The sequence below is a fragment of the Bacillus zhangzhouensis genome, assembly GCF_000715205.1.
GTDB classification, from domain to species: domain Bacteria; phylum Bacillota; class Bacilli; order Bacillales; family Bacillaceae; genus Bacillus; species Bacillus zhangzhouensis.
Map to the genome: position 1 here is coordinate 47,727 of NZ_JOTP01000015.1, position 19,512 is coordinate 67,238.

Consider the following 19,512-nt stretch of genomic DNA (forward strand, 5'->3'; position numbering starts at 1 on the left):
TGCAAAAAGTCCCTGCTCCTACGAGTCAGGGACTTATGTGGTTTATTTGGTTTGTTGATACATGAGCTCTTTGATTAACGCTTTTTGCACATGCAGGCGATTTTCTGCCTGTTGAAATACTTTTGAGTGCGACCCATCAATAATGTCTGCTGTTACTTCTTCTCCGCGGTGTGCCGGCAAACAATGAAGGAAGATATAATCCTTTGCTGCATGACCCATCAGTTCATCATTGACTTGATATTCTTTAAATTCAGCAAGACGTTTCTCTGTTTCCGCCTCCTGCCCCATGCTTGTAAACACATCTGAATAAATGACATCAGCATCTTGAACAGCTGCTACAGGGTCTGTCGTAACAATCACTTCTGCGCCTGATTGTTTTGCAAACTCACGTGCAGTATTTGTCACTTCTTGGAGTGGTTCATAGCCTTTTGGTGATGCAACCGCAATATCACAGCCTAGCTGCGCACAGCCGACCATCAAGGAGTGAGCCACATTATTTCCATCTCCGATATACGCCACTTTGACTCCTTTTAATGTCCCTTTTGCTTCTTTAATCGTCAATAAATCAGCAAGTGCCTGACATGGATGTGAGTAGTCAGTCAGTCCGTTGATCACTGGAATAGACGCGTATTTTGCAAGCTCCTCCACCTTCTCATGTTCAAAGGTCCGAATCATAATGCCATCTACATAGCCAGACAGCACCTGCGCCGTATCACTAATGGATTCTCCTCTGCCAATTTGCAAATCATTTGAGCTAAGAAAGAGTGCGTGCCCTCCTAGCTGCGTCATTCCCGCTTCAAACGATACACGGGTTCTAGTAGAGGACTTTTCAAAGATCATCGCTAACGTTTTCCCTTTGAATAAATCCTGATATGGATGCTGTTTCATTTCTTCCGCTTTTTCAATTAAGTACGCAATGTCATTGATAGAAAAATCCTTTAACGATAAAAAGTCTTTTCCGTATAATGCCGGTTGCACGTCGACTTGACTCATGCCGTCACTTCCTTTTTATATAATTCATGGAGAGATACGGGCGACACATCTCCCTCTTTCCCTTGCAGGAATGCTTGAACTGTTTCATATTCGGTTAATACTTGAACACCATGTGTGAGAGCTTTTACACGCTGCTCTTTTGCCTCTTCATCATCCGCCAAATGAATGTGGAGGGATTTATCGCCTTGTTGCAGCCAAGATTCAAAGCTGCCAGTCCAGACATCAAAGCCTGCATGTTTCGCTTCCTCTATTAATAGCTCACTGCCTTGTATAAAGAGGCTGCCTTTTTGATGCCAGATCGACGCAAACACTTTTTTCAAGGCGCTTTCGACGTTTTTGCCTACACACATTCCTTCACCTGTTGCTTTCATTTCTGGTGTCAGCTTTAAATCGATATCTTGAATGGCATGTGATGAGAAAACTGGGAATTTGACAGCTGTTCCCCCTTTGTTTTTCGTTGAAGGATTCAATTCTTCAAGCGTCGCACCAGCTAATAACTGTGTTGCCAGCGGAATCATTTCAATCCCCATTACCTTACTGACTACTGGGACAGTCCGGCTTGCCCGAGGGTTCACCTCTAATACAAGCGCCTGATCGCCTTTGATCACAAATTGGATATTCATAATGCCTTTGAAGGCTAATTTCTTCGCTATTTGTTCAGATGCGTTATACACCTGCTGTTTGATCTCCTCGCTGATGGAGACACTCGGTAAAATAGCAAAGCTGTCACCTGAGTGCACGCCCGCTTTCTCAATATGCTCAACGATCGTTGGAATGAAGATCGCTTTTCCGTCAGAAATGAGATCCACTTCAACTTCTTTTCCAGTGACGTATTCATCAATTAAGATCGGATATGGCAAATGATCAGGCTGATCAAGCAGTGATGTCAAATGTGCTTCAGATTGAACAACGATCATTCCCATTCCGCCTATGACATACGATGGGCGAATTAACACAGGGTAACCGATGCTTGCAGCATGCGCGAGTGCTTCTTCTTTTGAGTGAGCAGTTTCTCCTTTTGCATGAGGAAGCTTTAGTTCATCAAGAAGCTGATAGAACAAATCACGATCTTCTAGCGCATCTAGTGTGTCAAAGGACGTACCTAACAAAGTGACACCGGCTTTTTCCAAGCCTTCTGCTACGTTGATCGCTGTCTGCCCACCAAATTGGACGATGACGAAATCAATTTGTTCCGCTTCCACAACGTTTAAGATATGCTCTAATGTAATAGGTTCAAAATATAAACGATCAGCAATCTCATAATCGGTACTTACCGTTTCTGGATTGTTGTTCATCATGATGGTTTCAAATCCAAGCTTTTGCAAGGTGAGAACCCCATGTACTGCACTATAATCAAACTCGACTCCTTGCCCAATTCGAATCGGACCAGAGCCAATGATCAATGCACGCTGCTTTGTTTTCTCCTGATGCTCTCCATCACTTTTGCCAAAGTACGTGGAATAGAAGTAATTCGTTTTCGCATCAAATTCCGCAGCACAAGTATCGACAATTTTAAATGAAGCCGCAATGCCATATTTCAGGCGAAGCTGTCTAATCGCCTCTTCACTGCTTCCCGTGAGAGAAGCGATCGTTTCATCAAGGAAGCCTTTTTCCTTTACCTTTTTCAAGGTGTCTTTGGATAGAGTTCCCTTATGATTCTTCAGTTCTTGCTCGAGTGTGATCATATGTTTGAACACATGTAAGAAAAATAGATCGATTTGCGTCATTTGATGAATCGTTTCAACCGTTTCTTGTCTAGAAAGAAGCTCCATGACAGCGAAAAAACGACGATCGTCTGGCGTTTTGATTAATTCAAATAATTGTTCAGTCGATTGCTCTTTCAGTTCTGGCAAATGAAAGCCCTTTGTTTTGATTTCAAGTGATGCGACTGCTTTTTGAATGGCAGACTCTAAATTACGGTCAATGGCCATGACTTCACCAGTAGCCTTCATTTTTGTGCCTAATTTACGATCTGCATGTTTAAATTTATCAAACGGCCAGCGCGGGAATTTCACGACGACATAATCAAGTGCCGGCTCAAAGCTAGCATAAGTTGTGCCTGTGAGCGGGTTTTTCAATTCGTCTAGTGTATAGCCCACCGCAAGCTTTGCAGCCATTTTTGCAATCGGATAGCCTGTTGCTTTTGATGCAAGAGCTGAAGAACGACTGACCCGTGGATTTACCTCGATGACAAAGTATTCTTTACTGAGTGGATCAAGAGCAAATTGAATGTTGCAACCGCCGACTACATCCAGCGCTGAAATAATTTTCAGGCTCGCTGAACGGAGCATTTGATAATCCTGATCCGTTAAAGTTTGGGATGGTGCAACGACAATTGAGTCCCCTGTATGCACACCAACCGGATCGATATTTTCCATATTACATACAGTGATACACGTATTTTGACGATCTCTCATGACCTCATACTCGACTTCTTTGAAGCCAGCAATGCTTTTTTCAACTAAACACTGATGAATTGGACTAGCTAAAAGGGCTCCTTCAATGAGCGGTTTAAACGCCTCTTCTGTTAAAGCGATTCCTCCACCTTTACCGCCAAGTGTGTACGCTGGTCGAAGAATGACTGGGAAGCCTACTTCTTTTGCAAATTGAAGGCCATCTTTCGCATTATCCACAATTTCACTATCTGGCACAGGTTCGTTCAAATGTTTCATGAGAGCACGGAATTTCTCACGATCTTCACCGTTTTCAATTGTTTCAACTGACGTTCCGAGCAGTGTCACCCCATGCTTTTTCAGCACACCGGCTTTTTCTAACTCGACAGCAAGGTTTAAAGCGGTCTGTCCGCCAAGGTTAGCTAAAAGACCATCTGGTTTTTCCTTTTCAATGATTCTTGTCACTGAATCAACTGAAAGCGGTTCAAAATAGATTTCATCAGCAAATGACTCATCTGTCATAATGGTTGCTGGGTTGTTATTCACTAAGATGACTTTGTAGCCCTCTTCTTTTAAGGCCATACATCCTTGTGTTCCTGAGTAATCAAATTCTGCTGCCTGACCAATGATGATTGGACCAGACCCGATGACTAGGATGGTTTGTATGCTTTGATCTTTAGGCATGTGCGACTTCTCTCCTTGCTTGTTTCACTTTCTCAATAAAATCATCGAATACCCATTCACTTTCAGCAGGCCCTGGGTGTGCTTCTGGATGAAATTGAACGGACATAATCAGCTTCTCTTTATGAATGAATCCTTCTACAGATCCATCATTGACGTGAAGGAATTTCACATCCACTTCTTTGTCATTCATGCTTTTTTCATTCACAACATAGCTGTGATTTTGACTTGTCATGAAGACACGTTTTGATTCTGTATCTTGTACGGGATGGTTCGCCCCGCGGTGGCCAAAAGGAAGCTTATACGTATCCCCGCCCAGTGCAAGAGCGATTAATTGATGACCTAAGCAGATACCAAGTGTCGGGAAGGTCATCATGATGTCATGTATGGTCTTTAAATATGGTTTCATTGTTTTGGGATCTCCAGGTCCGTTTGACAGAAGAACCGCATCTGGCTTGATCTCAAACACCTTTTCCATTTGTTTATAAGGAATGACTGTTACTTTACAGCCGCGCGCCTCAAGTGAATCTGCAATTGACTTTTTAAAGCCAAAATCAATGAGCGCCACATGTTCCTCGCCGCTGCCCTGTGTGTAGATCTCATTCTCTGCTACCTGCTCGACAACATTGTCTTGCTTCATGGCCGGCGGCGTTTCGTTTTCGTCTAAACTTAATACAGCGTTCATTGTGCCATTTGCCCGGATGTTTTGCACGACTGCACGAGTATCTGTGTGTGTCAGAAGTGGAATGTTCCACTTCTGTAAATAATCCTTTAAGCTTATCGCAGCAAGATGGTGAGAAAAATGCTCGGCTGCCTCATAGACAACCACAGCTTTTACTTGTGGCTTTTTGCTCTCAAAATCTTCATGATTGATGCCGTAATTTCCGATCAGTGGATAGGTGAAAACAATGATTTGACCTTTATAGGAAGGATCTGTGAGCACCTCTTGATAACCTGTCATGCCTGTAAAAAAGACCACTTCACCAGTGATGCCAGCTTCTCCTGTCAGATCTCCTTCAAAAGAGGCTCCATCTTCTAAATTTAAATAACCTTTCATGCTTGTGTCACCCCAAATTGAATAATTAATTATATAAATGCATTTTTATGCGTACTGGTGTAAAAAAATTTATACCGTCACCGATTCATTTGCTAACACTTGAATGATCGCTTCTATCGCTTGATCCAATTCTGCTTTCTCCACATTCAGTGGAGGCAATAAACGAATGACATTCGGACCAGCTGGAAGCACCAGTAAACCTTGTTCTCTAAGAGCTGTGATGTAGTCACCTACTGGCTGATGACACTCAATGCCTGCCATCAATCCTTTTCCACGTACTTCTTTGACGATGTTCAGCTGTTTGACATCTTGCAGTTTTTCTAAAAGGTAAGCACCTTTTTCTTTGACTTCTAAAAGAAAGTCTTCTTTGAATATGACATCAAGTGTCGCATTCACAGCTGCCATGGCGAGCATGTTGCCACCAAATGTGGTTCCGTGAGAACCTGGTGAGAAAGCGTCTCCTAATGCTTTTTTCCCTATGATCGCACCGACCGGGAAGCCATTTCCTAGACCTTTTGCAGCTGAGATAATATCAGGATCAAGTCCCACTTGCTCGTATGCAAATGCTGTTCCTGTGCGCCCAATGCCCGTTTGAATTTCATCTACGATGAGCAGTGCTTGATGCTTTTTGCAAAACGCTTGAACTGCCTCTAGAAATTCTGCTGTAGCTGGATTCACTCCACCTTCACCTTGCACAACTTCCAGCATCACCGCTGCCACATCATCGACTTCACACGCTGACATAGCGTCAGGGTCATTAAATGGTACATAGTGAAAGCCTGCTAGCATGGGTCCGAAACCGGTTTTGATTTTATCTTGACCTGTGGCAGCCATTCCAGCATAGGTACGCCCATGGAAAGAGTCCAAAAATGTCACGATATTTGTTTTCCCTGTGGCTTTACGCGCTAATTTAATCGCACCTTCATTTGCCTCAGCCCCGCTATTGCAGAAAAATACGAGATCCCCTGAACTATTTGCTGTCAGCTTTTCTGCTGCTTTTTCTTGCAGTCCATTTTCAAATAGATTCGATACATGCCAAACGTGATCTAGTTGTTCCTTGATGGCTTGATTCACATTTGGGTGATTGTGGCCTAAATTCGTGACCGCAATGCCTTGAATAAAGTCTAAATATTTTTTCCCGTTTGTATCGACTGCCCAAGAACCTGCTGCCTCTTTAATTTCAACATTCCACCGGCCATATGTTTGAAAGAGATGACTCACAGGACCGCCTCCTTTTGTTTCACAATTCGTGTTCCTTTAAAGGTTTCCCCTGTAAATATACTGCCTTTGCCATTCACGATCATGACTTCATTCACATCTCCTGATAAAGCACTTAAAGCAGATTGTACTTTTGGAATCATTCCCCCGGAAATAATGCCTTCATCAATCAGTGAAAGAGCTTCTTGTTCGGTGACGACATCTAACAACTCACCATTTTTCAAAATGCCTTCAACATCTGTGACAAACATGAGCTTATCGGCTTTCATGGCTCCTGCGACAGCTGATGCTGCTAAATCGGCATTCACATTTAAGGTTTGACATTCTTCCGTCATAGATAACGGAGCAATGACAGGAATGAATTGTTTATCCATTAATGCTTCTGCCATTTCAGGATTGACTTCTTTGATTTCGCCAACGTACCCATAAACATCTTGATCGAGAAATTCAGCGACAAGCATCTGACCATCTTTACCAGAAACGCCGACAGATGATATATCATGTTTTGCGAGCTCTGAAACAAAGTATTTATTCACCGTTCCTGAAAGAACCATTTCGGCTACCTCTAACACAGGCTTCGTTGTTTTACGCTGTCCATCAACGAATTCTGTTTTCACCTCTAATCTTTGCAGCATGTTGGTGATTTCAGGTCCTCCGCCATGTACGATAGCTAGCTTAAATCCAGCAGCTTGAAGTGAGCGGACATTTTCATAAAAGGTATCTGAAAGTTCTCGAATGACACTGCCTCCACACTTGAACACGATCGTTTTATCCATGTCTATCCCCTTCATTATGTGCGATAGCTCGCGTTAATTTTCACGTAATCATAGGTAAGGTCACAGCCCCACGCTGCCGCTTCACCATTTCCTTCATTCATTTGAATCAAAATCGTAATCTCATCCTGCTCTAAATACGCTTTTGCTTCCTCTTCTGAGAAAAGCTGCGGTTCATTATGCTTAAACAGACATTGTCCGCCTAAATAGACTTCAACCTCTTCTGGTGTAACGGAAGCTGCGCTATGACCGATGGCTCCGACAATCCGGCCCCAGTTTGCATCCGTACCGTATACGGCTGTTTTCACAAGACTTGAACCAACGATTTTTTTCGCAATGATGCCAGCTTCCAAGTTATTTTTAGCTCCAACCACTTTCGCTTCGATTAATTTGGTTGCGCCTTCTCCATCTCTAGCAATCTCTTTGGCTAAATCCTCACAAGCTAGTTTTAAGCCTTCTTTAAACAATGGCCATTCTGGATGCTCTTCATTCAGCGCATCATTTTCTGCCATGCCATTTGCCATCACAAGTACCATATCGTTTGTCGATGTTTCTCCATCGACGGTAATTTGATTAAAGGTCACATCCGTAATGTCACGAAGCGCATTTTGCAAAGCTTCCTGCTCGACATTTGCATCTGTTGTGACAAAGCCAAGCATTGTCGCCATGTTCGGATGAATCATGCCAGAGCCTTTCGCTGCGCCTGAAATGAGAATCTCTTTTCCGTCTATCGTAAGGGTGTATGTTGTATTTTTAATGACCGTATCTGTCGTTAAAATCGCCTCTTCAAAATGGCCTTTTTCTGCTTTTGCTTCTTTCAGCTGGGTGATGCCTTTTTTGATTTTATCCATATCCAGACATTCTCCAATGACACCAGTAGAAGAAACTGCAATGTAATCAGGCGCTATCCCTAACATGTCTGCACAGGCTGCCTGCATTTCGTATGCATCTTTTAATCCCTGCTCACCGGTACAAGCATTGGCGATAGCACTATTGACAATCACACCTTTTAATTGTCCTGTCTTTTTTAAGCTTTTTTGAGTGACTTGTAGAGGCGCAGCTTGAAAGTGACTTTGTGTGTATACCGCTGCACTCGCTGCTGGTACTTCACTGATGATCAAGCCAAGGTCTTTTTTTGAATAGCGTAATCCAATGTGAATTCCCTTCGCTTCAAAGCCTTTTGGTGATGATACATCACCGTCTATTTTGACAATGCTTTTTTCATTTAATTCAATCATGTTTGTTGTCTCCCCTGTTCTTATGGATAAAGAGGTGTCATTGTGAGGCCCGCCTCTTCATGTAAGCCTTTGATGATGTTGAAGTTTTGAACCGCTTGGCCGGCGGCGCCTTTCATTAGATTGTCTATGACCGACACGATCGTCAGTCTGCCTGTTCGCTCATCTAAATGAAAGCCGATGTCACAGAAGTTACTGCCGTATACTTCTTTTGTTTGCGGATAAACCCCGTGATCTCTCACTCTGACAAAATAGGAATCTTCATAAAAGCCTTTCATACGCTTCATCAATTCATCTTTTGTGACATCTGATTTCAATTGTGTATACATCGTCGCCATAATCCCTCTTGTCATCGGGACAAGATGCGTTGAAAATGTGATATTTGCCGTTTGTGGATTCCATTCTCTTAATACTTGTTCTATTTCAGGTGTGTGTTGATGCTCATTCACCTTATAAATTTTAAAGTTGTCATTCAGTTCTGAAAAATGCGTTCCTAGTGAGGCAGATCGTCCGGCACCGGACACCCCTGTTTTCGCATCTACAATGATCATAGATTCATCAATTAAATTCTGTTTCATCAGTGGTGCTAAGCCGAGAAGAACTGCGGTAGGAAAGCAGCCGGGGTTTGCAATCACTTCAGCCTGCTCAATTTTTTCACGATTCAGTTCAGATAAACCGTACACAGCTTGTTGGACGGATGCTTCATCTGCTGCCCTTCGTTTATACCAAGCTTCGTAAGTTGCTCCATCTTGAATGCGCAGGTCACCTGATAAATCAATGATTGGCACCCCTTGATTCATGAGCTTCGGCGAAAGTTCACTTGATACGCCTGCTGGTGTTGCTAAAAACACAGCATCTGTTTCTCGCACAATGGCAGCCGGATCAATGGCTTTTAATGTTTGATCTGCAATGTTTGTCAGATGCGGATAAGATTGACTGTATGATTGCCCATCACCACTTGATGAATACAATATACATTCCTCCACATGTGGATGGTGCTTGAAGATACGAACCAATTCCGCACCACCGTACCCTGTAGCACCTATAATACCTATTTTCAACGTCAATACACCCTCTTGATCTTTGTGAAATTATTTAACATTATAACATGTATAAAAATTAATTCAATTGTATATTTAATATTTGTTTTCATTTTTTTTCATAAAAAAATCCACATATCTTCGTGAGACATGCGGATTTATCTTTCGTTTTTCATATTGATGACCATGAGCGCACTGCATAAATATAATAAGGAGCTTGCATAAAAAATGAAATGGACGGTAAAGAAATCGGCAAACAGGCCTCCAAGCATAATGGCGATGGATGAAAAAAGAGCTGTCCAAAAATGATAGTGCCCGACTTCTTTCATTCTTTTCTTCTCAGTTGTCAGTTCAGTAACGAGCAGTTTCTCCCCGTGCTTTTGAAAACCACCGAGCGCACCTAGTGCAAGCTGTATCATATACACTTGCTCCACTTCTGTAATATGCGGAAAAAGCAGCAAAAGAAAAGCCATACCGAACGAATGAATGATTAAAAAGAGCCGCCTGTCGGTTGTTTCAGGCAGTTTTCCTAAGAGTAAATGAATAAACGCGCCGCTTAAACCAAACAGACCATACGCAAGACCAAACTGAGAATAACTTGATCCAACATTTTTAATAAACAGAATGTAAAAAGGGAAGATCAGACTGCTGGCGAAAAACAGCAGGCTTTGTGAGTAGACGAACCATTTCATTGCTTTTGCATTCATTGTGTATTGTACCTTTCATAAAAATAGTTGATAAACCTGCCATCTGGATCTGCCTGCTTTTTCTTTTGAAAGAATACATTGGCTTTAGGATACGCCCGTTTCATTTGTGCCTTTGTTTGATAATTCATGTACGGTAAGTAATAGCTTCCATGGTGCCGCAGGGTGACATCTGTCATTTGCCGGATAAGCCGCTCCGCTTCTGCCTTTTCTTCTTTCTTAAAACCGTAATTCACAAGAAGAACAAGTGCAAACATATCTTGTTTTGCATATGAAAGATCCGCTTTTTCATTTTTTTGTACATAGCGTATCGTGATATTCATTAAATTCAACTCTTCATGTTGTAATAGGTCTCTCATTTCATCTATATACGCACGAAAACGATCAACTGGAACAAAATATTCTTGCAGCACATCAGTGTCCGACTCATTTTCATATTCTAAAAATGCAGAATCAGACCGCATCACATTGTTTCTTGTGATCAACTGTCCATTTTGACTTTGGAAATATTTCTTTTGCACATTCCATAGCAGATCTTTCCCCATATCAAATCTTCTCGAAAGGCCGAGCATAAATTTTAAAGGCATGACAAGCTGATCTTCTTTGAGCTCCCGATATGATTCTATCTCTTGATCAGAAGAGAGGCTGTAATTGGTGACATACATCTCTTTCAAAAAGTGTTTTTTCGCTGTTGAGATTCTTGCAAGATGCATGCGTACCTCTTTATTGTCTTTTACATGCTTTTGAAAATACTCGGTGTATTCACGATAATCAAGAGAGGTTGTTTCCATTTCATATAATTCATCCTTTGTTAATGAAAGTTCAACATCTAAAATCACGCCGAACAAACCGTATCCTCCAATGACGGCCGTAAATAAGTCATCGCCTGGCTTAACTGTGATGATCTCGCCATCTGCTTTTAACAGTCTGAAGGAACGAACTGTGTCAATGAGAGATCCATAGCGAATGTCACGTCCATGTGCGTTTGCGCTTAATGACCCTCCAACCGTAAAGATATTTTGCGATTGCATCACCTTCACTGCAAGACCGTATGGGTTCACAAATTTTTGAATATCATCCCATGTGGCGCCGCTTTGGACACGAATGGTCTGCTTGTTTTCATCAAAGGCTAAAATCCGGCGGAATTTAGTCATATCAAGCACGATCCCATTTTCATAATACGTGTGGCCGCCCATGCTATGCTGCTTCCCGGCAATTGAAATCGGCAGATGTTTCTCCTTTGCTTCTTCCAATGCTTCTTTTAAAGTCTCTATTTCTTTACCTTGAACAACTTTTTTTATTTTGACAGGCATGAGATGGCTGACATCTGTAAACGCCTCGAGATTTTGCCTTTTGTGTGCTTGACCTTCGCGTACGGTGATTGATGCAAAAAATGCAGCAGCATATCCCATGAAAAGAACGATCCATATCCACTTTCGTTTCATTATAGGTACTCCGTTCTATGAAATTACGTCCATTATATCAAACCATTCTCTCCCCACATCTTAATTTTTCATAAAAAAACCTGGTACGAGTTAACTCATACCAGGCATTTTCATTTGTGCTTATTGAATACCAAGCGCAATTTTAGCGTATCTTGACATTTTGTCACGTGTCCAAGGTGGATTCCAGACGATGTGAACTTCAGTTTCCTTCACTTCAGGCAAGTCGCTCAATGCTTTTTTGACTTCATCGACGATAACTGGTGCAAGAGGACAGCCCATTGATGTTAAGGTCATGGTGACATCTGCTTTTCCATTCTCATCAAGATCGACATCATAGACAAGTCCAAGATTGACGATGTCGACATTTAACTCAGGGTCAATCACCTGTTCTAGGGCGCCTAAAATATTTTCTTTCAATGCTTCATCCATGATATCCACTCCTTTTTCCATTAGTATAACGTACTTTTTCTTTTGACTAAACGTTTGTGCTTTTCAGATGTGTCACAAACCAGTCAACCGTTTCAAACATCGCTTGTCTTGAGACCTTGTGGCCTGCTTGTTCATCTGTGATAAAACGAATTAGGTGCGGGTCTTGCTTATATTGTGTTGCCGCTAACTCGTCATATAATGCTTTAGCGTGGCGATAAGGGACAACAGGATCATTTTCCGCATGCCAGAATAACAGCGGTCTTTTGTTCAATCGATCCGTTTGCAGCGTTAAATCATAAGGGCGCAAAGTGTTTAATTGCTGATTGACCTCTTCGTCCGTGATGTCTTTCATCAAACCTTTGTGACGCATGTCCATGATTTGTGCCTTTAGAAAAGTCGTATATTTTGGACTGCCCATTAAGCTGACGCCCGCTTTAATCCAATCATGCTTTGCAAGTGCACCAAAGGTGGTGATGCCTCCCATCGATGTACCAGCGACGCCTATCAGATCGGCTTCAATCAATTGTTTTTCTTGAAAATGTGTTTTGAGTATGTCGATTTCACGAATTTCGTTCAGGACAATTTCCCAGAACTTTGATGCTAGTTCCTCTAAGCTGAGGTTTTCTGATCTTCCACCATGATAAGCACAGTCAGGCAAAATGACTCTCATGCCTTTTTCCGCCAAATGAAAGGCGAAGTGTAAGTTGTGCTCACGTGCACTTGTAAACCCGTGTATGAAAAATACAAGCGGCAGCGGTTTTTCTTTATTTTCAGCTTTTACGATATGTAAAAATGGAATATCGTGTTCAATTTGCTCATCAATGGTGATCACAGCCTATGAATCCTCCTTTATCATTCCCGTCTTTGTTTATTTTAACATGTAGACAACGAAGATGTGATAAAGATACACTATAGATAGAGGCATCCGCACCATTTGCCTCCTATTACTTACAGATCAAAGGAGATTTTATGGAGACCAAACCTTATCTAATCGCACTTGACCTGGATGGCACCTTATTAAAAGATGATAAAACCATTTCTACGCACACGCTTGACGTCATTCAAAAAGTGAAAGACAGTGGGCATCATGTATGTATATCAACAGGCCGGCCATTTCGTTCCAGCTCTCCTTATTATCAGCAATTACAACTCGATTCACCGATTGTGAACTTTAACGGAGCGTTTGTCCATCATCCTCTTGATGAAAAATGGGGCAGATTTCACACGTCACTTGATCTTCAAGTTGTTAAACAGCTTGTGGACATCTGTGAGGAGTATAAAGTGCACAATGTGTTAGCTGAAGTGTTAGACGATTTGTATTTCCATTATCATGATGAAAAACTCATTGATATATTTAATATGAATGCAAATAAAGTAACCGTTGGAGACCTTAGAAACAACCTTGGAGAGAATGTGACGAGTGTCTTAATTCACGCAAAAGAAGAAGACGTTGGAGCCATTCGGAGCTATTTAACAGATGTTCATGCAGAAGTAATTGATCACCGGCGATGGGCCGCTCCGTGGCATGTGATTGAAATCATTAAAACAGGCATGAACAAAGCCGTTGGACTGCAAAAGATCAGTGATTATTACGGTGTTCCTAAGGAGCGAATTGTGGCATTTGGAGATGAAGACAATGATTTAGAGATGCTTGAATTTGCTGGATGCGGCGTTGCGATGGGCAACGGGATTGACGCAGTGAAACGCATCTCAAATGAAGTCACAGATACGAATGAACAAGATGGGATTGCAAAATTCCTAACGAATTACTTCTCACTTTAATTTTTCCATTCATACATAGCCAAAGGAATCGGGCATACTACCATTAGACAGGTTGACCTGTCAGCTTGTGTAAAGGGGCGGATTCCGAATGGGTAAAAGAAGCAAATCGAAACGCTTTATACAACAAGGTAAAGATTCAGTCAGTCTACATGACGCACGTTTTCCTTATCGTTCCACACTTGAAGAAGCGGCGGAGGACCGAGGAAATATGAAGACTGATGCTTCTGGAGGTTCATTGTGAGAAACGAACTTTTTGATCAAGCCAAATCATTTACTGAAGAAGCACTTACTTCTTCATTTTCATCTGGGTTAGAGCGTCAACAGGCTGTCAAGCGAGCAAAAAATGCCGTATCATCTGCATTTGCTAACTCGACAGATGCAGAAAGAAACCAGCTGCATACCTTCCAAGACCTGCTTGATGATCTTTAACGTAAAAAAGCTGTCCACTATTTGGACAGCTTTTTCTTATTCTCAACAAGCAGGCCCCGCTTATTTCACCTGGAACGTTTTCTTTTCCGTGATTTGCTTCAGCCCTTCTGCTTTTCCTTTAAACATTACGACCACTTCGTACGTTCCCGGCTTTACACCGTTTGACCACGTATCTTGAAAATCATACGTTTCGTCTTTTTTCAGCACAAAAGATTGGATAGCCTGTGTGAACATACGGTCTTTCGAATAGCGGTATTGTTCATTCCCGTTTTCGTCATACACAGTTAGCTCGAATTTCTGGCTTGTGTTAAAAGTAAATTCAATATCTCGATCTGATTCATTTTTCAGTGACATGTTAAATTGAACCGAAGAACCTTTTTGGACGGGGTCTACTGTGAGTACAACCGTTTTTTCTCCCATTTGACCGGAAACCTCCTTGTCTGGTTCATCCTTTTTTTGTTGTCCACAAGCTGCTAAAACCAATAAAACGAGAAGAAGCACCAAACCTTTTTTCATCTTCTACCCACCCTTTAATCTCGTCTGAAAAATCCAAGAATATTGGTTGTTTGAACAATATTCGTAAAGGCTTTTGGATCGACTTCTTTAATAATTTGTTCAAGTTCATACAGCTCATACCTTGTAATAACAATCACCATCATTTCTTTGTTCTCGTTGGTAAATGCGCCTTTCGCAGGTACAGTCGTAATGCCTCTGACCATTTTTCCATAAATGGCTTCTTTGATTTCATCTGCTTTCTTCGTCACAATCATCGCCGTCAGCTTCTCGTGTCTTGTATGAATGGCATCAATGACCCTAGTGGTCACATATAATGTGACAAGGGTATATAATGCTTTCTCCCAACCTTGTAATAATCCTGCTGTAAAAATGATGATTCCGTTTAAAATGAAGAAATACGTGCCGACTGGCTTATCCTTCCATTTCGCTAAAATCATCGCAAGGATGTCGAGACCGCCGGTTGATGCCCCGTATTTCAGCGTGATTCCAATCCCAAGTGCAGAGATCACACCGCCAAACACAGCATTTAATAAGATATCTTCAGAAACGCTCGTCTCTGGTAAAATGCCAAGGAAAATGGTTGTCAGTGCTACACTGATAATGCTATACAAAGTAAAGGAACGGCCAACCTTCATCCAGCCTAAAATGCCGACTGGAATGTTTAAAATAAATAATAGGATCCCTGTTGATAAATAAAATGGCGCATATTGATCGATTAAACTGGATAACAGCTGGGCTACCCCTGTAAAACCGCTCGCATATACGTCAGCTGGGATTAAGAATAAATTCAGTCCAATCGCATTGAGTAATGCACCAATGACGACGACAATGAGTTTTTTTGCTTCTCCAATGAACATGTTGTCATTCCTCCACTTACCATTCTCTCTATGGTTTTCCCTAAAATTTAGAATTTGAACACGAAAAGATGATTTCTATGATATAGTTAGGCTAAAAAGATGTAAAATATGGCTAATTTCTTTTAGAAAGAAGGGATTTATATGACTGTTCATATCATAGCAGACAGTGCTGCTGATCTGCCTCTTTCTTATTATGATGAACATCACATGACACTCATTCCGCTGCGTGTGTTACTTGGGGAGCAGGAATTTGAGGATTTACTCACCATTGAACCAAAACAAGTATTTGATGCGATGAGACAAGGTGCAAGTCCCAAAACGTCACAACCTTCACCAAACCGAATCAAGGAAGCCTTTGTTTCTTTAGCAAAAACTCATACATCCGCACTTTATGTCGCTTTTTCATCAGAGCTTTCAGGTACATACCAAACCGCTGTGATGATGGCAAACGAAGTAAAGGAAGAATACCCTGATTTCGATTTGCGAATCATTGATTCTAAATGTGCTTCACTTGGCTATGGACTTGCTGTCAAACACGCTCAATCACTTGCCAGTGACGGAAATACAATACAAGAAATTGAAACGTCTGTAAAGCATTTTTGTGAATCTTTACAACATATTTTTACTGTAGACGATTTATCGTATTTAGCAAGAGGTGGAAGAATCAGTAAAGCGTCTGCATTTGTTGGCGGTTTGTTAAGCATTAAACCCATTTTACACGTCGAGGATGGAAAACTGATACCGCTTGAAAAAATACGCGGACGTAAAAAACTGCTGAAACGCATTATTGAACTGATGAAAGAGCGCGGAACGGACTGGTCGAACCAAACAGTCGGCATTAGTCATGGTGATGATCCTGCACTTGCAGAAGACATGAGGCAATTGATCGAAACAGAATTTCATCCAAAAGAAATAGATATTCATATCATCGGTGCTGCTGTTGGGTCCCATTCAGGTCCTAGCACGCTTGCGATCTTCTTTACAGGCAAACCCTCATAAAAAGCACCCTTCCCTCAACATGTAGGGAAGGGTGCTTTTCTTATGAAAGTTTAAATCGATGAACGGTTTCATTTAACCTCGCCGTCATACTCATCAGTTCTTCTACCTGTTTGTTCATTTGATGGAACGATTGTAGCTGTTCATTGGCCGAGGCAGAAATTTCTTCGCTGCCTGCTGCTGTTTCTTCTACAACTGCACTAATATTTTCAATCGAGTGCAGCACTTGTCCGCCAAGCTCTGTCGATTGAATAATTTGGTCATTTAAAAATGCCATTTCTTCTTTAATATGCTGTGCTTTTGTTTCTATATTTTCAAAGGAGTGTGAGGTTTTGTCCATCGCATCCTGCTGCTGAAGAGAAAGCTTAACCCCTTCTTGCACGGTTTGACTAATGGACTGAATGCCTCTTTCAATATGACTGACCATGTCAAAGATTTGTCTTGTTGCGTTAGATGATTCATCTGCAAGCTTACGAATTTCATCTGCTACAACGGCAAAGCCTTTTCCAGCTTCCCCTGCTCTAGCCGCTTCAATCGCCGCATTTAGCGAGAGTAGGTTGGTCTGGTCCGCAATGTCAGAAACCGTTTTGGCCATTGCCGAGATTCCGCTGGCGTATTGAGTGAATTCTCCTGCTGACTGCTCGATTTGCCTTGTTGCATGTGTATTTTTTTCGATCGCTGCTTTTGTTTCTGTTAACGTGTGCTTTCCACTTTCCACTGCTTCAATGGCATCCTCTGTACTGCGGATGACCGTTTGTGATCGTTCGGAATTTTTACGTCCATGCTGATCCATTTTCTCAATTAAACTAACGCCATGCTGGAGGTCTTCTGAAATTGCTTGTGAACCATTTGCCATCTCGTCTGTCGAAACAGACACTTGATTCGCAGATTCCATCAGCTTTTTGTTTTCATCATCTAACTGGATCGAGAAAGTCTCCACTTGACTTGAGACATTGCTGATTTCTTTAATTAGACTAATCAGCTGATCTGTCATTTGATTGAATGATTCATTTAAGCCGCCGATCTCATCCTTACGCTGGATGTCCATCCGCTCCACAGCAAGGTTTCCTTCTGCAATCTGCTTGGCCCGGTAGGATAGTGATTTGATTGGTGTCACGATGGATCTCGTTAAACCAATATTTAAAAAGACGGAGATGACAATCAGTGTGAATGCTGCGACGAGTGCACTTGTGATGATCCACTGCACATTTTCTGCTGCATTCTCTAGATTTTGTTCATACGCTTCTTGTGCTCTTTTATTCATCGTATGCACGTCGTTTAAGACACCATCAATTCTTGCTGCCACACGTCTTGCATCAGATGCATTTTTTTCACCAATGGCATTGTTGGCTTCCTTGGTCCACGTGTCAAACTTTGAATTTAACCTCGTTAATGCTTCTTTGTTCATATTTCCTGCGTTTTTGTTTAACGCTTGCAGCTGTTTTTTTGCTGTAGAGATATCGTTTTGAACGACCTCTAGCTGTTCATCTGAAAGTGTCATGGAATAGTTGGTCATGGCTTGTTCAACACTTTCAAAGCTCGCCTTCGTTTTTTGTACGTTGAGTAAAGTTTGAACTTCTGTTTCATTCGATGATTGGATCTTTGTCATGCTGACAATGATAAAGGCGATGACACCAACCGCTAAAAGAAGTGAGATGAGTGAGTTGAGCAAAATTTTAACGCGTAAGCTCATGATGCTGCCCCCTCTTCTTTCAGAAGCGTCTGCTTCAGTCCATTTATTTTTTTGGTCAATTTCTCAGCATCCTTGAGCACTCGGATTCTTGCCATATCAATTCCGTCATTGCTTAAGTCATAGACGATATGCCCGCTTTTGATTTGATTGTTCTTTACGAGCTGTTCGCTGAATTGATAGACCACTTCATCGACTTTTTTGACCATGGACGAAATCACAGCTTTTTCAGCTGTATAGTACTGATCGCTGTCTACGCCAATTGCATATTTGCCTTGTGATTGCGCTTCTTTTAATACACCAACACCCGTATAGCCGGCTGCGGCGTATAAAACATCTGCTTTCTTTTTGATCATTTCTTTAGCAATTTTACTACCTTTGCCTGCGTCACTAAATGTACCTGCATAGGTGGACAGGATGTTGATTTTCGGATTCACAGATTTGGCGCCTTTCTGAAATCCTTTTTCAAAACGATGAATGAGATCCGCATCGACACCGCCAACAAATCCAATGACATCACTTTTCGTTGTCATGGCAGCAAGTGCTCCTGCTAAATAGCTGCCTTGCTCTTCTTTAAATGTCACGGAGGTCACATTTTTCAGCTCAGATACGGCATCGATCAGCAAGAATTGCTTCTTCGGATATGTTTTTGCGACTTTTTCTAAGTCTTCTTGCATACTGAAGCCTACACCGATGATCAGGTCATTGCCATCTTTTACGAGCTCTGTCAGCCCTTTTTCGTATGTATCCGTTTCTGCAATTTCTCTATAATCAAATTCAATGCCAAGCCCGTCACGTGCTTTTTCTAAACCTTTAAATGAAGAATCGTTAAATGATTGATCACCAAGACCATCGTCTGTCAGCATGACGCCAATATGCTTCACATTTGACTTCGGTGGTCCTCCCTGTTGATTGCTGCATGAGGCGAGTACCATGAGCATGGCTGCCATCAGAAGTATTGAGATCTTCACTTTCATCCAAAAACACACTCCTTTTATCATCCTTACTTCTTTCTTATCGGATTTGAAAGGCGTTGTTTCAATGATAAAAGGAAGGTTTTTCAGCTTTTTTTATGACTTTTTTCACTGAAAAAACCCATTATTTATGGCAAAAATAAAAAAGTGAGCAAATGCTCACTTTTCAGGCTGTCGAGAAAATCTCGACAGCTTTATTTTTTTCCTTAAAGTTTCCATTCCCCCGTTTTATAATAGAGAAAAGAATACTTAAGGAAGGTGTTTTTCTAATCTTAAAAACTACAAATTCTTTTTATTATG

The 19,512-nt window shown here is 41.6% G+C and carries 19 protein-coding genes; 4 read left to right on the top strand and 15 right to left on the bottom strand.

Annotated features, from left to right (window positions below; all coding sequences use genetic code 11):
* Nucleotides 1-42 precede the first annotated feature (42 nt).
* The 11 genes from argF to BA70_RS13000 form a co-directional block, all read right to left on the bottom strand.
* On the bottom strand, nt 43-993 hold the full coding sequence (gene argF / locus BA70_RS12950) for an ornithine carbamoyltransferase (RefSeq protein WP_034322953.1): 951 nt from the start codon (nt 991-993) through the stop codon (nt 43-45).
* On the bottom strand, nt 990-4,070 hold the full coding sequence (locus tag BA70_RS12955) for a carbamoyl phosphate synthase large subunit (RefSeq protein ID WP_034322955.1): 3,081 nt from the start codon (nt 4,068-4,070) through the stop codon (nt 990-992). Before BA70_RS12955 ends, argF begins: the two co-directional genes overlap by 4 nt.
* Nucleotides 4,063-5,124, bottom strand: coding sequence for a carbamoyl phosphate synthase small subunit (locus BA70_RS12960; protein WP_034322958.1), 1,062 nt, complete (start codon nt 5,122-5,124; stop codon nt 4,063-4,065). The genes BA70_RS12955 and BA70_RS12960 overlap by 8 nt, the downstream gene beginning before the upstream one ends.
* A gap of 69 nt (nt 5,125-5,193) precedes the next feature.
* Nucleotides 5,194-6,345 (bottom strand): acetylornithine transaminase, encoded by a 1,152-nt coding sequence (locus tag BA70_RS12965; RefSeq protein WP_034322962.1) that lies wholly within the window; start codon nt 6,343-6,345, stop codon nt 5,194-5,196.
* On the bottom strand, nt 6,342-7,118 hold the full coding sequence (argB, locus tag BA70_RS12970) for an acetylglutamate kinase (protein ID WP_034322965.1): 777 nt from the start codon (nt 7,116-7,118) through the stop codon (nt 6,342-6,344). Before argB ends, BA70_RS12965 begins: the two co-directional genes overlap by 4 nt.
* Before the next feature lie 14 nt (nt 7,119-7,132).
* Nucleotides 7,133-8,353, bottom strand: coding sequence for a bifunctional ornithine acetyltransferase/N-acetylglutamate synthase (argJ, locus tag BA70_RS12975; RefSeq protein WP_034322967.1), 1,221 nt, complete (start codon nt 8,351-8,353; stop codon nt 7,133-7,135).
* Nucleotides 8,354-8,373: 20 nt separating this feature from the next.
* The gene (gene argC, locus BA70_RS12980) at nt 8,374-9,411 is read right to left on the bottom strand and encodes an N-acetyl-gamma-glutamyl-phosphate reductase (RefSeq protein WP_034322998.1); all 1,038 of its coding nucleotides are present in this window, start codon (nt 9,409-9,411) and stop codon (nt 8,374-8,376) included.
* Between the two features lie 137 nt (nt 9,412-9,548).
* Entirely contained in the window at nt 9,549-10,097 is a 549-nt protein-coding gene (locus BA70_RS12985; RefSeq protein WP_034322969.1) for an MFS transporter, read from the bottom strand.
* Complete coding sequence (locus BA70_RS12990; RefSeq protein ID WP_034322972.1) at nt 10,094-11,539, bottom strand: FAD-binding oxidoreductase; 1,446 nt, start codon at nt 11,537-11,539, stop codon at nt 10,094-10,096. The genes BA70_RS12985 and BA70_RS12990 overlap by 4 nt, the downstream gene beginning before the upstream one ends.
* Before the next feature lie 120 nt (nt 11,540-11,659).
* On the bottom strand, nt 11,660-11,968 hold the full coding sequence (locus BA70_RS12995; protein WP_034322974.1) for a metal-sulfur cluster assembly factor: 309 nt from the start codon (nt 11,966-11,968) through the stop codon (nt 11,660-11,662).
* Nucleotides 11,969-12,014: 46 nt separating this feature from the next.
* Nucleotides 12,015-12,800 carry an alpha/beta fold hydrolase gene (locus BA70_RS13000; protein ID WP_034322977.1) on the bottom strand — a complete coding sequence of 262 codons (786 nt, stop codon included), beginning with the start codon at nt 12,798-12,800 and terminating at the stop codon, nt 12,015-12,017.
* A 137-nt stretch (nt 12,801-12,937) separates the two neighbouring features.
* On the opposite strand from BA70_RS13000, the gene BA70_RS13005 reads away from it, so the two are divergent.
* The 3 genes from BA70_RS13005 to BA70_RS13015 all read left to right on the top strand — a co-directional run bounded on the left by BA70_RS13005 (nt 12,938) and on the right by BA70_RS13015 (nt 14,179).
* The gene (locus tag BA70_RS13005; RefSeq protein ID WP_034322980.1) at nt 12,938-13,750 is read left to right on the top strand and encodes a Cof-type HAD-IIB family hydrolase; all 813 of its coding nucleotides are present in this window, start codon (nt 12,938-12,940) and stop codon (nt 13,748-13,750) included.
* An 88-nt stretch (nt 13,751-13,838) separates the two neighbouring features.
* Nucleotides 13,839-13,991 carry a hypothetical protein gene (locus BA70_RS13010; protein WP_008348539.1) on the top strand — a complete coding sequence of 51 codons (153 nt, stop codon included), beginning with the start codon at nt 13,839-13,841 and terminating at the stop codon, nt 13,989-13,991.
* Nucleotides 13,988-14,179, top strand: a complete 192-nt coding sequence (locus BA70_RS13015) for a DUF3813 domain-containing protein (protein WP_024425070.1) — start codon at nt 13,988-13,990, stop codon at nt 14,177-14,179. Before BA70_RS13010 ends, BA70_RS13015 begins: the two co-directional genes overlap by 4 nt.
* Before the next feature lie 60 nt (nt 14,180-14,239).
* On the opposite strand, the gene BA70_RS13020 is transcribed toward BA70_RS13015, so the two are convergent.
* Together BA70_RS13020 and BA70_RS13025 are read right to left on the bottom strand one after the other, a co-directional pair.
* Nucleotides 14,240-14,695, bottom strand: a complete 456-nt coding sequence (locus BA70_RS13020; protein WP_034322983.1) for a BsuPI-related putative proteinase inhibitor — start codon at nt 14,693-14,695, stop codon at nt 14,240-14,242.
* A gap of 14 nt (nt 14,696-14,709) precedes the next feature.
* A complete protein-coding gene (locus tag BA70_RS13025) occupies nt 14,710-15,552 on the bottom strand; it encodes a YitT family protein (RefSeq protein ID WP_034322985.1) in 843 nt (280 codons plus the stop codon).
* Between the two features lie 141 nt (nt 15,553-15,693).
* Between BA70_RS13025 and BA70_RS13030 the strand changes: the two genes are divergently transcribed.
* Nucleotides 15,694-16,551: a DegV family protein gene (locus tag BA70_RS13030; protein WP_034322988.1), complete on the top strand. Its 858-nt coding sequence runs from the start codon at nt 15,694-15,696 to the stop codon at nt 16,549-16,551.
* Nucleotides 16,552-16,591: 40 nt separating this feature from the next.
* Here the strand turns inward: BA70_RS13030 and BA70_RS13035 are convergent, their stop codons facing one another.
* The gene (locus BA70_RS13035; RefSeq protein WP_034322991.1) at nt 16,592-18,241 is read right to left on the bottom strand and encodes a methyl-accepting chemotaxis protein; all 1,650 of its coding nucleotides are present in this window, start codon (nt 18,239-18,241) and stop codon (nt 16,592-16,594) included.
* Entirely contained in the window at nt 18,238-19,215 is a 978-nt protein-coding gene (locus BA70_RS13040; protein WP_034322993.1) for a BMP family lipoprotein, read from the bottom strand. Before BA70_RS13040 ends, BA70_RS13035 begins: the two co-directional genes overlap by 4 nt.
* Nucleotides 19,216-19,512: the final 297 nt, after the last annotated feature.